13 protein-coding genes are annotated in these 14,106 nt (G+C 51.6%); 3 read left to right on the forward strand and 10 right to left on the reverse strand.

All coding sequences use genetic code 11. The features are described from left to right. Nucleotides 1-70 precede the first annotated feature (70 nt). Complete coding sequence (locus tag EYZ66_RS03915) at nucleotides 71-952, forward strand: LysR substrate-binding domain-containing protein (RefSeq protein ID WP_009574751.1); 882 nt, start codon at nucleotides 71-73, stop codon at nucleotides 950-952. A gap of 1 nt (nucleotide 953) precedes the next feature. Here the strand turns inward: EYZ66_RS03915 and EYZ66_RS03920 are convergent, their stop codons facing one another. The 5 genes from EYZ66_RS03920 to EYZ66_RS03940 are packed head-to-tail and all read right to left on the reverse strand — an operon-like array spanning nucleotide 954 to nucleotide 5,854. Beyond that, nucleotides 954-2,012 carry a hypothetical protein gene (locus EYZ66_RS03920; protein ID WP_009574752.1) on the reverse strand — a complete coding sequence of 353 codons (1,059 nt, stop codon included), beginning with the start codon at nucleotides 2,010-2,012 and terminating at the stop codon, nucleotides 954-956. After that, nucleotides 1,981-2,679, reverse strand: a complete 699-nt coding sequence (locus EYZ66_RS03925) for an ABC transporter ATP-binding protein (RefSeq protein ID WP_040815955.1) — start codon at nucleotides 2,677-2,679, stop codon at nucleotides 1,981-1,983. Before EYZ66_RS03925 ends, EYZ66_RS03920 begins: the two co-directional genes overlap by 32 nt. Continuing rightward, nucleotides 2,676-3,887, reverse strand: a complete 1,212-nt coding sequence (locus EYZ66_RS03930) for an ABC transporter permease (RefSeq protein ID WP_009574754.1) — start codon at nucleotides 3,885-3,887, stop codon at nucleotides 2,676-2,678. The genes EYZ66_RS03925 and EYZ66_RS03930 overlap by 4 nt, the downstream gene beginning before the upstream one ends. Further along, on the reverse strand, nucleotides 3,884-5,104 hold the full coding sequence (locus EYZ66_RS03935; protein ID WP_009574755.1) for an ABC transporter permease: 1,221 nt from the start codon (nucleotides 5,102-5,104) through the stop codon (nucleotides 3,884-3,886). Before EYZ66_RS03935 ends, EYZ66_RS03930 begins: the two co-directional genes overlap by 4 nt. Before the next feature lie 3 nt (nucleotides 5,105-5,107). Next, entirely contained in the window at nucleotides 5,108-5,854 is a 747-nt protein-coding gene (locus EYZ66_RS03940) for an outer membrane lipoprotein-sorting protein (RefSeq protein ID WP_009574756.1), read from the reverse strand. A gap of 228 nt (nucleotides 5,855-6,082) precedes the next feature. Here EYZ66_RS03940 and EYZ66_RS03945 point away from each other — a divergent pair, with 228 nt between their 5' ends. Continuing rightward, a complete protein-coding gene (locus EYZ66_RS03945) occupies nucleotides 6,083-6,607 on the forward strand; it encodes a TlpA family protein disulfide reductase (protein WP_050793359.1) in 525 nt (174 codons plus the stop codon). On the opposite strand, the gene EYZ66_RS03950 is transcribed toward EYZ66_RS03945, so the two are convergent. From EYZ66_RS03950 to EYZ66_RS03970, 5 genes are all read right to left on the reverse strand, one after another. Then, entirely contained in the window at nucleotides 6,604-8,619 is a 2,016-nt protein-coding gene (locus tag EYZ66_RS03950) for a DUF3604 domain-containing protein (RefSeq protein WP_160195602.1), read from the reverse strand. The two genes, EYZ66_RS03945 and EYZ66_RS03950, sit on opposite strands and share 4 nt — an antisense overlap. Nucleotides 8,620-8,711: 92 nt before the next feature. After that, a complete protein-coding gene (locus EYZ66_RS03955) occupies nucleotides 8,712-9,530 on the reverse strand; it encodes an SDR family NAD(P)-dependent oxidoreductase (protein ID WP_040815996.1) in 819 nt (272 codons plus the stop codon). A 114-nt stretch (nucleotides 9,531-9,644) separates the two neighbouring features. After that, nucleotides 9,645-10,850, reverse strand: a complete 1,206-nt coding sequence (locus EYZ66_RS03960) for an acetyl-CoA C-acyltransferase (protein WP_009574760.1) — start codon at nucleotides 10,848-10,850, stop codon at nucleotides 9,645-9,647. Further along, nucleotides 10,847-12,085, reverse strand: a complete 1,239-nt coding sequence (locus EYZ66_RS03965) for an acetyl-CoA acetyltransferase (protein WP_009574761.1) — start codon at nucleotides 12,083-12,085, stop codon at nucleotides 10,847-10,849. Before EYZ66_RS03965 ends, EYZ66_RS03960 begins: the two co-directional genes overlap by 4 nt. Next, on the reverse strand, nucleotides 12,085-13,017 hold the full coding sequence (locus EYZ66_RS03970; RefSeq protein WP_009574762.1) for an NAD(P)H-dependent flavin oxidoreductase: 933 nt from the start codon (nucleotides 13,015-13,017) through the stop codon (nucleotides 12,085-12,087). The genes EYZ66_RS03965 and EYZ66_RS03970 overlap by 1 nt, the downstream gene beginning before the upstream one ends. Nucleotides 13,018-13,072: 55 nt before the next feature. On the opposite strand from EYZ66_RS03970, the gene EYZ66_RS03975 reads away from it, so the two are divergent. After that, the gene (locus tag EYZ66_RS03975) at nucleotides 13,073-14,023 is read left to right on the forward strand and encodes a winged helix-turn-helix transcriptional regulator (RefSeq protein ID WP_009574763.1); all 951 of its coding nucleotides are present in this window, start codon (nucleotides 13,073-13,075) and stop codon (nucleotides 14,021-14,023) included. The last annotated feature ends 83 nt before the right edge of the window (nucleotides 14,024-14,106 follow it).

The following is a 14,106-nucleotide window of genomic DNA, read 5'->3' on the forward strand; positions in this document are numbered from 1 at the left end:
GTTTTTTTAAATTGATTAACCACTTTTATTGGTAGATAGTGTTGGCCAATGAAAATCCAAAGGTTCAGCGATGAAGCTCACACTTAAGCAACTCCAAGTGTTCTTGGCTGTGGCGCAACACAAAAATACATCGTTAGCTGCTCAGGCTTTGCATTTATCCCAGTCTGCGGTAAGTGCGTCACTCAATACCCTCGAGCAGTATTATCAAGTGCAGCTGTTTGATCGGGTGGGTAAGCGCTTAGAGCTCAACAGTTTGGGCCAGGAAGTGCGAGTTCAAGCCGAGCAGCTATTAGGCCAAGCTCAGGCCTTGGAGTCTGGATTGGCTGGCTATAAGGACTTGGGGCATTTGCGTATTGGAGCGAGCTACACCATCGCTAACCACATGGCGATTAATTACTTTAGTGACTACCTAACCCAATTTCCCGAGGCAAAAATTGATCTGATCTCGGCGAACTCGCCCGATATTGTCACAAAATTACTGAACTACGAGATTGATATTGCAATGATTGAAGTGCGCTCGGCGCATTCAGATCTGCTGTTAGAGCCTTGGGTCGAGGACGAGTTGGTTGTGTTTTGCAGTGCGAATCATCCGTTAGCTCAAACGGGTCGGTTGAGTGAGGCCGACATTCTCAAAGAGCGCTGGATTTTGCGAGAGCCAGACTCAGGCGCGCGTCAATTTTTTAATCGCAGCTTCGCGCATCTTATTAACGAAATGCCGATTTATTTGCAGTTCCGGCACAACGAGCAGATCAAAAAAGCGGTGGAATCAGGACTGGGTATTGGTTGTTTATCAGAAAAGGTGTTGGGGACTAATTTGGAGTCGGGTAATTTGGTGCCCCTTGCATTGCCGGCGGGAATTAATCTGAGGAGACGATTTTATCTGGCAACTTTAAAAGACCGCTATCGCTCGCTCGGTGCTCAATATTGGCTTCGCTTGTGCGCTGCGGCGTAGCTTAAAAGTACCAGGCAAATTGGACTTGTACTTGCAGTTCCATTCTGACTTCATCCAGAAGGCCTGTGTACTCGCGACTGTCTTTGCCTAGAGGCCAAAGCAACGTCATGTTAAGGCGTGTATTTTCGCTGCTATCTAGCGTGTTTTGCCAGTACAGCAAACCGCTGTGGTCGTTCAAGTTTAGGATGTGCGATAGTTGGCTCTGCCACAGGGGATGAGGCATAAAACTCACTCCGATGGCACTGTAGTCACGACCGAGCGTATACAGTTCGCCGTCCTGTATGCGCCGAGTTAATTCAGGATTGTTGATGAAATCGAGCGGTGAGGTCGGTGTTCGTTTAAACCCAAAACCGTTGTGAAAGTATTCAAGCGAGATGCTCGCAGGCGCATCTCGCCAAGTGAACCAATGCTGGAAATTGACCACTACAGACGCTACGTTTCCTTCGCTGCTGGTGTCTTGCGAGAGGATATCGCCACTGAGTAGCGCACCGCCAATGGGGATATTCCAGCCCAGAGCCACTTGGTTTTGATCTTTGTGCCGGGCAAAGGTGGCCGTCCAGTCAAAACGGTCGCCCATGTAAAAATAGCGAAACGCGTCGGAGTTTCCATTGTCGCGATCGACATGTAGCAATTGAATGTCGTTGCCGCTGTCCAAAACATGCTGCCAATACAGCATGTCTATGCCCGGCTTGTACTCCTTATCAATGGCCACAGGACTGAAGGGTGCGAACACATCGGCCGGATTAAAAAACAGCCCGTGCCCCCAACTGATGCTGTCTCGACCCAGAATCACGAGATTTTGCTCGGCACTGTATTTTAGGGCGAGGCGGTCGATATCTTGCCCTCGTGATTGGGCGGCGATATCGAATTCCCACGCGCCTAAAGAGCGTTGCGCATTGACGCGGATATTTTCACCGCCATCAAAGCGCTCGCCCTGATCAGAGAACTGTTGTTGCCCTAAATACTTAACATGGCCACTGATATCCCAGCTCGAAGCCTGAGCGGTACCGCACAGCACTACAACGAGGCTAAGTGCGAGTGTCAGATTTAATACGGCCATCTTGCATGACAATTTGACGATGGGTGAATTGATTCACGCGGGTATCGTGCGTGGCAATAATAAAGGTGGTACCTGATTCTCGATTGAGCGTTTGAAAGAGTTCCATCAGTTGCACCGCTGTTTGACTGTCGAGGTTCGCGGTGGGTTCGTCGGCAAGCACCAAGGTAGGGCTGCTGACAATAGCGCGAGCGACCGCAACACGTTGTTGTTGCCCGCCCGACAATTGGCCGGGTCGGCGATCATAGAGTCCTTCAAGCCCCACTCTATCAAGAATGGCTCGCGCCAAGGTATCAATTTCTTGTTTTGGGCGGCCCTGCATTTCCATAATAAATGCCACATTCTCGAGTGCGCTTAGCACGGGTACTAGGTTATAGGACTGAAATACGAATCCAATGTGATGCAGCCGAAGATGGGCTCTTTCGCTATCACTCATCGACGATAAGGTGTGCTTGCCAATAGTGATGGTGCCGCTATCGGGCGTTGCTAAGCCGCCAATGGCGTTCAACAATGTGGTTTTGCCCGAGCCTGATGGGCCTGACAAGCATATGGAATCTCCCGCTTCGACCACGAGGTCTACGTGGTCGAGTCCCATGACTTGGCTGCTACCTTGCTTGAAGGTCTTACACACGTGTTCGCACACGACAGCCGCGTGATTATTGGTACTCATGTCTTCTGTAAAGCCTCTACCGGGTCGAGTCGAGCTGCACGTCTGGCCGGCCACCAGCTAGTTAGCAGTCCTAAGAGTAATACTAGAAGATTGGTTGTGAGCCAATCCGCTGCATTAACCTGTGCGCTTAAATAGGGACTGGCACCGGCCATCGCAAGACCCTCCGCCACTGAGCTGAGATCAATGCCGTCGCGGAAGCCGAATAAGATACCCTGTGCTAGAACATTGCCGATAACTAGGCCGATGCCAATCATAACCATAGACTCCAATGTTAGCGCGGCGACCACAGATCGGGGTTTTAGACCAAGCGCTAACAGTAAGCCGATTTCGGGCGTACGCTCAAAAATAGCCATGATCAAAGTGTTGACCAACGCAAAGCTCAAAGTCAAAAACACGACCGCTACAATAATGAAAACAAATCCACTCATCGTTTGCATTGAAGCACTGAGGTATTCATCAATTTGATCCCAGCGCAGTACTTCGATTTCGGCACCAAGAGCAGTTTGGAGAGAGTCTTGCAGGCGCTCGAGTTCGCCGATATCGGACGTAAACAGGGCAGTTTCGCTGATTTGATTTGGAACCTCTAGCAAGCTTTGAGCTTGATTGAGTGGCAGGTACACCTCGGCTTCTTCTTTTGCAGCAAAGGTCGTTTGATACACGCCAACAATGCGATACCCTCTTTCTGCTAGGGCACCGTTACCGCTTTGCGTCATTAGCACAATTCGTTTACCCAGTTGGGTCTCGAGTTTTTCTGACAGCTTGGCACCGATTAAAATGCCATTGCTCTGACTTGTTATATCCTCACCCTCAACGACTCTGTAACCCAGCCGTTGGTCTTGTATTTCTCGCTCTGGCTCGATTCCCAAGAGAGTAACACCCTGACTGGCGTATTCACTTTGAACAACTGCTGGTACCTTGATTCGTTGAAACCAGCGCGCCACACTGGGGTCATCGAGCACGCTTTGTGTGGTCTCCGACGGAGTGTTGAAGCGGTGATCGATACTCGGGTCATCCAAATACTGAGCGGCGTGAGCTTGCAGGTGTCCGGGGAGATTATTGATGCCAGAATCCAGAATGCCCTGCATGAACCCTCGTGTCATAGCGACCATAAACAGCATGGCGCAGACCGCAATCGCGACAGCCGATATCATCAAGAGACTGCGTTCTTTGTTGCGCCAGAGGTTGCGCCAAGCTAAGCGCGAAATCATGTGCTACCTCGTCCGGCCAGAAGCGGCAGTGCGCGCGCTTTAAGTACCGGCCAAATGGAGGCGAGAACGGCCCCTACAAAAACCAGGCTTGGCCCCGAGAGTGTGGTAAACCAGGAGATCTCTGGATACATACGTGCGGACATATTGAATTTTGAGGCCATCTCTTCCATACCCTCAAACGCCAAGCCGTAGAGGCTTAAATAATAATTTAACGCTAGGCCTCCGCCCACGCCAATGATTAATCCCAGTAGCCCCAAAAAGACGGTTTCCGTGAACACTAAACGGCCGAGTTGACTCGGCGCAATGCCAAGAGCGAGCAAGGTGCCAAACTCGCGACGCCGCTCGAGTACAGCCATAAGCTGCGTATTTAGAACTGAAAATACGATAACAACGACTAGTACCGCATAGATAAAAAATGCGCTGATGACATCGGACAAAATTGCCTGACGCAGACCGGGGACTAGCTCCTCCCAGTCGCGGACAGCCAGATTTTTAGCATCCAATCCGCGCGATAAGCGCTCTTTAGCGGAGTCAGTTTCTGCGAAGTGAGGCAGAGCTATGGCAATAACGTTCAGTTGGTCGGTGGCGGTAAAGGTAAACTCAAACTCTTCGAGTGGGATTAACGCGAGGCCACGGTTCATATCCGCCATACTTGTTTGGAAAATACCCACAACCGTCAGTACATTTGCTGCAAACGAGCCGTCATAGCCCGAGCCCAACAATGTCAGTTCGTCGCCGACCGAGACCTGAAGATTTTTGGCGAGTGTTTCGCCGATAACAATTTCGGTGCCGGTGTTAAGCCATCGGCCTCGGCTGATCGTGCCCGCGAGTAAGCCGAATTCTGCTTCTAACGTAGGCTCTACACCTAAAATTTGCGCACCGAAACTGCGGCTTTCGCTATTCAGCAGGGCGCCAGCTACCAGGCGGGGTGCGAGTTTGATCTCTGCCCCCAGTATTGATCTGATGTCATTGATCAGGTCTTCGGACTTGCCAATGGATTCACGCAGTTTGGGTGCGTCGAGATAGGCAGGCGTTTGAATCTGAAGGTGACCGATCAGCACGCCCAACGTGTTATCGATTATCATTCGGTAGTTGCCGACTTGCAAGCCGATCAGAAAAATCAGGAGCGTATTGCAAAACACCATGGCGCTGATGGTAAGCCACGAGCGTTTTTTGTGGCGCCACAAGTTGCGCCAGGCGAGTCGTTCTATTTGCATGCGTTAGCGCGCACTGCGAAGTTGGCCAACGGTGAAAATGTTGTCATCAATTTCAACATCAAATTCAATGCTGTTTATGGTCAGCTCGGTCCATTCGTTGGGTTTGTTTTGGTCTTGTACACGCATACGAGTCCCCACCGGACGACCGTTTATGATTTGATGCTCTAAAGTTCGGATGGTTTTGACAAGTTGGTTATCTTGATCCCAAAACTCTTGCTCTAACATCAAAAAGTCGTCGCGAATGCGATAAATTTCTTGCCCCCAAACGACAGGCGCATCCTCGTGGGGGATAGAGCGAATTTGATAGATGGTGTGGCCGTTTTCCTCGCGGGTGCCCATCAACGTATGGTCATACTCGTCTATGACGTCGGTATCTTTCGTGATGTCCCTATTTGATAAGTCGCTGCCCATCCAGCTTTGCGCCATCATCGATGAGGGTATTTTGATGACACGTTTAATGCGCGGTGAGTAAGACCACATGTCGTCATCCAACAAAAGCGTCGCGTTGCCCGCATCTTTCTTGGGTGCTTTTACAATCAAGAATGATTTGTCTAAGCCCTTGGTGCGGCTATGAATAGTCATGCTGCGCTCCCAGTCTGGGCGGTGAATGGTCATGGTCATCTCACCGTCAGATGACTCGCCGCGCCAGACGTCCATTGCCGACTTGATAATATCAGTGGCGCTGGGTGAGTCACCCGCGAAAGACTGAGATGCAAGGGTAAGCAAAAGTAGGACCGGCGCTATTCGCATGATTTTATCCTGCAAAACAAACCTCAGGGTGCCATGTTCGTGTTGTGTCTGCAATGCTCGTTTAGTGTTGGCATTTTTAAACTGATCAAAAACCTTATATTCGCCGCATTGTATTCAGTAGTGCACGCGTAGCGACGCTAATGTGCATTGAGATCATCTGCGGTCTCACATACCCTAGCGCAGAGGTCGGGCGCCGCCCAGACCCTTGTCGTTCTGAAAAGAGGCGCTATGAGTTCACATCAATCGGAAGTTTTAACACCTAGGCCATGGCCCGCATGGGCGAAATGGATCAGGGATGTGCTGTTTATCCTATTCGCGTTTTGGGCAATCGATGCCTGGCACACACGCAATATGCTCGATGGTGATGCCGGTCCTATCGCAGAGCTCACTCTGGTGAGCCTAGAAGGGGAGGTTCAGCGCTTGTCCGGCGATCCTGAGCGCCCGACACTACTTTACTTTTTTGCGCCTTGGTGCAGTGTGTGCCGGTTAAGCATGGGTAACTTAGAGACCCTTGATGACACTAAGGTGCGCGTGGTGGCCATTGCGCTGGACTACGCTAATCAGACCGAGGTCGAACAATTTTTACAAGATATTGATGTACAGGTGCCAACGTATTTGGGCACGAATGAGCTCAAAGAGCTTTTTGTCATAAAGGCCTATCCCAGCTATTACGTGTTGGACGAGCACTTTGAGATACAAGGTCGCACCGTCGGTTACAGCACGACCTTGGGTCTGTGGCTCAGGACGCTCTAACTTTCTTTGCCTCGATACCAAATAGGAGAGGACCAGGCGCGCTCTTGGATGGTTTTAGCCAGATCCGAGCGCGGCTCGACCCCGGCTCTCAGTGCGTCCCATGTCGACCAGCGGCAGGTAGGGTTTTCGAGCACTCGCACATAGTAAAAGGCTTCTTGCGTGGGGTCGAAGTCGGGGTCGGTCCATACATTTTTCAATTCAGCTGCACCAACGTCGCCACTGATCGAGCAGTCACTTAAATTGACCGAGGCGCCATTGTCGGGGCATCGGTTGGTGGCAGGGTCTACACTTAAACCATCACTGCAGGCAGCGTCGTAGACCATCTCGTGATGTTCGCCATTTTTAACGTAGCCCTTGATGATTTGAATGCGTTGCAGCGGTGCTGCGAGTGGATCACGCACGGCCCATACTAGGAACTTAGGTGCTTGATTCTCGCGCGGGCTCAGATCTGATCCCATAGCGACGCTTGAATCGTAGGCTTTTCGGGCCATATCGGTCTGATCTAACCAGTCGCTCTGAATGTCGTAGCCCGCGAAGAAACGGACCTTAATACGAGGACCTGTCGTAGCGAAGGTCTCTTTGCGGCGGAAAGCGTCGTAAATGGCCTCGCGGGTATTTTCTTCCGCCCATACGCCGGCAAGGCCCGAGGCACTCCAGGTCTCGAACGACGAGCTTGCTATGTAATCATGACCATCGACTTCGGTCATTTGGTTTGGGTCTAACCATTTCAAAACGGTACCGGTCATGAACGATGCTGGGATGGAACCACGGCGTTCGGCAGTACCATCAAGTAAGCCCGCCTTTGAGAAGAAGGTCTCTTCACGGTCGGAGCTAGCCGCTACGTGGGTGTCACTGGCGCCAACTAAGCCGAACTTGTAGGGGTTGAGTCCCGATTGTTCTTGTAGCGCTAAGCCACGCAAGTAGGCGTCACGCACGTAACTGCCAGGAGGCGCGCTGGGTAAGGTTGTCGCGACTCTGAAGGGCATGATCTCAAAGTCAGCCCACTCGTCGTTTTTGGACAGGGCGGGATGGGTATCGGAGGTACCTTTGACTTGGGTGATTTCCACGATCGGCTCATTGCGCATACGTTGCGTGACGTAGTCCTCACCCATGGGGTTGCCTGCCCAATCCGTTAGAGTAAACATTTGGCCATTTGAGCCATTGGAGTTGTGCGGGATCGCGAGACTCTCGATACCTTGCTCGCGTAAACCGTCCATCCAGTCCCACAAACCTTCAGGGTTTTGCGAGTGGAAGCGCGAGAAAGGAACCGCCGGCAGTCTGTCAGTTCCCCTAAATACGACGTTGCGATGCAGGTTGCCGCGATCGTCGGTGGATGAGGTATATTCATACGCAGCGAAAGTTGTGAATCGGCCAGGAATATAATGTTGATCCGCGGCTTCGATACTGTCTCGCCAGGCAGATTTAGTAACGGCCTCGGCGATTTTAGGGTCAACTTCACCTGCCATAATCCCCGTTAATAGCGATGGCAAGAAGGTCGCGAAGGCTTTGGATCGTTGCGGAATTGACCCTTCGTCGTAGTTATCTGATGCATTGATGTTGTGCAGTGGTTTGGCGACTGCGTAACGCGAAAAGTCGGTACTGGTATCGGCACTTGCCTGCACAACACCCATGAACATGCCGTGATCGGTTACGGCATAAAAGTCCAGGGGTTGCTGCATTTGTATTTCGTAGCCGGCTGGATGCAGCAAAGCCTCGCCCTTTGCGTACCGATAGGCGTCGTACGGTGTCGCAATGGTGCCGAACGCGTAGGCATCAAAGCTGTAGCCGGTGTGCACGTGCAAATCGCCGAAGTAGGCATTGCGATCGGGGTTGGCCGCAGGCCGTAAGTCTAGAATTTCGTGGTTGGTTTCTAGAATCGAATTGCGAGGTGTTCCATTAGCCGTAGTTAGCGGGCTTTCCAGATTTAGATCGGGGATAGCAGATTCACCGCAGCCTGTCATTGCCAAGATACAGGACGCAAGAAGGGTGATTCGAGTTCTGGCTATGCGCATGTTAAGTCCTTTTGTCATTTATTATGTCACTTAATCGCGTAACTGTAATTCAGACCGACGTAGGTGTATAGGTCCGTATACGCCGACCTCGCCTAGGGTATCGGTATTCCTAATGATTCAAGTAAAGGAATACTTCGCGCATTCAGTCCTGAGCATAAAGTCGGTGGTTTACTGCAAAGCTGGAGCGCGGCCTCCGCCATGGTAGCAACTGACTCAACATGATCGTCATCGCTGTAATTATTCAAGGCCATTGCGCCCTCACTTAACACCACACCAACGGGAGCAAGCGAGTTGATCGCGATATTGTCAGGCGAGAGTTCTACGGCCCAACCTGCGCTTAGACGTTCAAGTGCCGCTTTGGTCGTGCCGTACAGAGTTGGGTGACCGTCGCGGTTAAATTGTACGGCTCTGGAGTCGCTGTCGTAAGGCGCTGATGGCGGCATATCAGATGTTGCGCTAGAAATGTTCAAGATCCAGCCAGCACCCTGCGTCTTCATGTGTTCAACCGCTTGTTGCGACAAGGTTTGAGGTGCGATGACGTTCATCTCGAAAGCCAAGTGCCAGTGTTTTGGTGTGACTTGCCAGATAGGAATGAATCGGCACCAGGCCGCGTTGTTCACTAAGATATCGAGCCTGCCAAAATGATCGATGACTGCTGGAATAATTCGAGCTCGATCGGTTGGATCGGCAAGATTTGCCCGAATGCAAAGACAGTCACCGCCACTTTCTCTGATCGTTTCAGCGGTTTCTTGTAAGGATCCGCTCATACCCGGTTGTGGTTCTAGCGTGCGTGCTACCAGAGCAATTTTAGCTCCACGTGTGGCAAAGTAGGCAGCAATGCCAGCGCCTATGCCGCGACTTGCACCGGTGATGAGAGCTACTTTGCCTTCGAGTAATTTAGAGTCGTCCATTTTATGCCCCACTTGCTGATTTAACTCAGCATAGTAAATCATCGGCATATGAGGCGGCAGTGGAGAACGCGATTTAGAAGTGGCTGAGCATGACTTAACTGTGCTCAAGCTCCGCTAGACGCAGCGCTCGATTAGCATTGCCGTACCCGTTCCTGCCGCACCGCTGGTGGCGACAATGCCCAAAGTTTGATTCCGTAAGGTTAGCTCGTCGAGCAACGTTCCTAGTAACATAGCGCCCGTGGCGCCCATGGGGTGGCCCAGGGCGATGCAGCCGCCGTTTACGTTGAATTTGTCGTCATCAATTTGCAGTTGCTGCTGCGCACGTAAACTCGTGGCGGCGAAGGCTTCATGGATCTCGAATAGATCGATGTCGTCGGTGCTCAGGCCATGTTTATGTATGAGCTTCGCGACGGCATTGACGCATCCGCTTACCACCTCTAGAGGCTCGTCGCAGACGCTTAAGGTGTCTAGGATGCGTGCTTTAGGGCTGTGTCCGAGACTTTCTGCCAGTTCCTCAGTGCCCAGCAGTACGAGCGCTGCTCCGTCGCACATAGCGGGTGAATTGCCGGCGGTATGGCCGTGCATGATGGTCTGGAATTGTGGGTAAGCCCGACTCTGAATGGCATCCGCGCCGGCTTGACCAAGCGCTTCAAAAGCGGGTGGCATCGCGGCTAAGGATTCGTGTGTTGTGTTGGCACGAATACATTCGTCCTGATCAACGCAGCGGCTGTTGACGGAGTCAAAGATGGGGACAATCGAGGTAAAGCGTCCTTGTGCCTGTGCTGCCGCGGCATTCTGTTGGCTTTTGAACGCGACTTCATCCAACGCCTCGCGGCTAAAACCGTACCGAGTGGCGATAAAATCAGCACCTGAACCCATCAGTAAAAAATGATGTTTAGCTGCGAACTCGGGGTCGGTAAAAGCGGTGGCTTTATCGGACAACATGGGCACTCGCGACATCATCTCGATGCCACCACCGAGTGTCACCTTAGCTTGATTCGCCCAGATCTTCATTGCCGCAATATTGACGGCGTCCAAACCCGATGAGCAAAACCGATGCACGGTGATGCCCGGAATGAACTGAGGCCAGCCAGCGGCCATTAAACTTGTTTTGGCAATATTCGCCGCTTGCTCGCCAGCTTGCGTGACGCACCCCAGGGCGACTTCTTCGACAAGCTGTGGGTCTAGGGTATTTCGGGTTTTGATGTGTTCGTATAGGCCCGCCATTAACTGTACCGGTGTTAAACTGGCGAGGCCGCCGTCGGGCTTCGCGCGTGTTCGAGCAGAGCGTATGGCGTCGTAAATATAAACCTGACTCACGAATCACGGCCCACGATAAACGAGGCACACGTTGTGGTGCTACCTCCAAGATTTAATGTGATCATGTTGCGTGCATTAGCAATTTGGTTGCATGTGGCGCGACCGCTGACCTGATTGGCGCAGTCTAGAACCATGCGTATGCCGGTGGCGCCGACCGGGTGCCCCAAACCAATGAGACCGCCACTGGGATTAATTGGGAAGTCGCCATCCATTGTGATGCGGCCTTCTCGAATAGCGCGATAACTCTTTCCCGGGGGCGTTAATCCGATATGGTCTATCGCCATGTATTCGGTCACGGTAAAACAGTCGTGTGTCTCTAAGCCGTCCAGATCATCAATTTGAGTAAACCCACCGCGCTTCAAGGTATCGTTTATCAAGGCCGCTACATGCGGAAAAATGTAGTCTTGGTTGCGGCTTATTGCCAATTTTGATGCCAAGCTAATCGGCGCGGAGCGGTGACCCCAGCCCTTAATTCTGGGTATGTCTTGTAAATTGAGTCCCAATCGCTCGGCGTATGCTTGTGCGGCTTTTTTGCTGGCCAAAACAACGCAGGCCGCACCATCGGTAATTTGACCGCAATCTAATTTGCGTACGTAACCCTCGATCACCGGGTTTAAGGCATCGTCGTCACAAAAGGCTTCATCTGGCAGAGCCCAAGAGCGAGTTTGCGCGTTGGGGTTCTTGCGCGCATTGGTGAAGTTGGTTTTGCCGATGATCTTAAGATCATCGGTGTTGATGCCGTAGCGTTTTTGGTACTCTTTCGTCAGCAGGTCGAACTGATGTGGCCACGGGAAATCGCAGTTCATCGCTTCTTGACCTTTCCAGGTAGCCGCGCCCAAATATTCGGCACCGGTTTTGCCATTGACGTTACGCATTTGTTCAATACCCAAAGCGACGGCGACATCGTAGTGCCCGGCTTCGATATCACGCATGGCGGCCAAAATTGCCATAGAACCGGAAGCGCAAGCGGCCTCATGACGGCTGGTAGGTATGCCTGCTAATTCAGGGTAAACCTCGGCAAAAAATCCGCCGAGCAACCCTTGGCCGTTAAACAGATCGCCGACAAAGTTGCCGACATGCGCGACGTCGATTTGGTCAGGGCTTATCTTGGCTTTGGTGAGCGCATTGGTGAAGACTTCTTTAAACACGTCGAAGACCTCTTGGTCTTCTCGCGCCCAGTTTCTGGCGAAGTCGGTTTGATCTCCGCCCAGTATGTATATTTCAGATGCGCTCATTATTGTTCTCCTTGTTGGCCCTGCACGGACGCACGGTATTCACGTTCTAATTGATCGACTATGGTGGCAATAGTTTCTACTCGAGTCGAGGCTCCAACGCCTTGTCCTGCGGCCCAAATATCCTTCCAACGTTTTGAATCGATCCCCGCCTCGGCAAAGTTAACGTTTGCCGCGCTTGGCATATTAGTGGGATCGTAGCCCGCGGCGATCAGACTGTCTTTTAGCCAGTTCGCTTTGACTCCGGTAATTGCATCGGAGGTCACGATATCGCCTATGTTAGATTCAGTCACCATCGATTTATAAGCGTCAACCGCCATACTCTCTTCAGACGCTATGAAGCGTGTGCCCATATAGACATAGTCAGCGCCTAGGATTTTGGCTGCATGAATAGCTTTGCCGCTGCCGATGGCGCCCGACAAGATGATGTCGCCATCAAAAAACCGACGTACTTCCTCAAGAAACGCAAAAGGTGATAAAAACCCTGTGTGACCGCCAGCACCCGCACAAACCAGCGCCAAGCCATCGGCGCCCGCGGCGGCCGCTTTTTTGGCGAAGTCCAGGTTAATGACATCGGCATACACCTTTCCACCGTAAGTGTGCACGGCATCTAGTGCGCCTTTTGGACTGCCTAGTGCGGTAATCACTACGGGTGCCTTGTACTTGACGGCCAAGGCTAGGTCGATTTCACGCCTCGGGTAGGTCGGGTGCATAATCAGGTTGATCGCCCAATTATGCTCAAAAGGTGTATCGGCCAACGCCTCGGTAACCTGAATTAACCATTGCTCTAGCTGCTCGGGGGTGCGAGTATTTGGCGTCGGGAATGAGCCCATGATGCCAGCTTTGGCGCTTGCGATGACCATTTCAGGCCCCGATTGCAAGAACATGGGTGCTTGGATGATGGGTAGGCGCAGCTTAGGAGACTGATTGGACATGGTAAACCCTGCTTGTTTAATTGCATAATAAGACTGAATGGGAAGTTATTCAATAGTGGCAGTAAAACCTACAGTAGCGGATTCCAGCGAATCGCGACGCAGTATCCAAACGAGAGCGAGCTCTATTAACCGCGCGCTCGATGAAGTCGGCGACATGTGGACCCTGTTAATACTTCAAGAGGTGTTCTGGGGTATTAACACTTTCGGTGAGATGCTAGCGGCCACCGGTGCATCTCGAGGCATCTTGTCTAACCGTCTTGCCTGGTTGCAAGACATTGGATGCATAAAAAAGAGTATTGATGGCGACGCGCGTAAACCTGTTTATCGATTGACCAAAAAGTCCATTGCCTTGTACAACAATGCGCTGATGGCAATTGTGTGGGAGCGTCGGTATTACAGTAACCCTGAATTAGATGCCATCGATCTTCATCATCAGCCGTGTGGACACTCGTTCTGGCCTGAATTTGTCTGTAAACAGTGTGCTCAAGAAGTTAGGTGGCAAGATATTGAATACCATGAGGGCCCTGGCGCAGGCCTTGATGTTCGCGAAATCAAAACTCGTCGTCGGGCCACTAAGACCATTGTCGATGAAGGGCAGGGGACTTCGCTGTACCGTAACCTTACCGAGTTACTGGGCGATCGTTGGACCTCTAATATTATCGCCTTAGCCTACCATGGTTTCGTGAGGTTCGAAGAGTTCCACAAAGAACTACCCGTGGCGACGAATATTTTGTCGGATAGGCTAAAACTGCTGGTAGACAATGGGATCCTCTATAAAAAACCGTATCGCCCGTCGGTACTGCGCTATGAATACCACTTAACCGCTAAGGGTGCCGATTTGCTGCCATACTTTATTACCCTGCTTCAGTGGGGCGACAACTGGTGCAGTCACGGTAACGGTCCGCCGATGCAATTGACCCACCGAATTTGTGGGGCGCCTTTACAGGGTGTTGTTCGGTGTGACCAATGTCATCACGAGATTGTTGCGAGCGAGGTCTCGTTTTAGCGGCCCCTGTTTTGTTACCTGAGCTCCAAAAGGCTTGATCTGTGCCAAATTTGATAGCTTGTATAATTGAACTGTTTTGCGTT

It is taken from the genome of Aequoribacter fuscus (assembly GCF_009910365.1).
GTDB lineage: Bacteria > Pseudomonadota > Gammaproteobacteria > Pseudomonadales > Halieaceae > Aequoribacter > Aequoribacter fuscus.

What these genes read in the sequence shown, in the direction of transcription:
- EYZ66_RS03925 (WP_040815955.1), bottom strand. Translation starts at nt 2,679, where the DNA reads ATGAGTACCAATAATCACGCGGCTGTCGTGTGCGAACACGTGTGTAAG.
- EYZ66_RS03965 (WP_009574761.1), bottom strand. Translation starts at nt 12,085, where the DNA reads ATGAGCGCATCTGAAATATACATACTGGGCGGAGATCAAACCGACTTC.
- EYZ66_RS03930 (WP_009574754.1), bottom strand. Translation starts at nt 3,887, where the DNA reads ATGATTTCGCGCTTAGCTTGGCGCAACCTCTGGCGCAACAAAGAACGC.
- EYZ66_RS03935 (WP_009574755.1), bottom strand. Translation starts at nt 5,104, where the DNA reads ATGCAAATAGAACGACTCGCCTGGCGCAACTTGTGGCGCCACAAAAAA.
- EYZ66_RS03955 (WP_040815996.1), bottom strand. Translation starts at nt 9,530, where the DNA reads ATGGACGACTCTAAATTACTCGAAGGCAAAGTAGCTCTCATCACCGGT.
- EYZ66_RS03940 (WP_009574756.1), bottom strand. Translation starts at nt 5,854, where the DNA reads ATGCGAATAGCGCCGGTCCTACTTTTGCTTACCCTTGCATCTCAGTCT.
- EYZ66_RS03920 (WP_009574752.1), bottom strand. Translation starts at nt 2,012, where the DNA reads ATGGCCGTATTAAATCTGACACTCGCACTTAGCCTCGTTGTAGTGCTG.
- EYZ66_RS03970 (WP_009574762.1), bottom strand. Translation starts at nt 13,017, where the DNA reads ATGTCCAATCAGTCTCCTAAGCTGCGCCTACCCATCATCCAAGCACCC.
- EYZ66_RS03950 (WP_160195602.1), bottom strand. Translation starts at nt 8,619, where the DNA reads ATGCGCATAGCCAGAACTCGAATCACCCTTCTTGCGTCCTGTATCTTG.
- EYZ66_RS03945 (WP_050793359.1), top strand. Translation starts at nt 6,083, where the DNA reads ATGAGTTCACATCAATCGGAAGTTTTAACACCTAGGCCATGGCCCGCA.
- EYZ66_RS03915 (WP_009574751.1), top strand. Translation starts at nt 71, where the DNA reads ATGAAGCTCACACTTAAGCAACTCCAAGTGTTCTTGGCTGTGGCGCAA.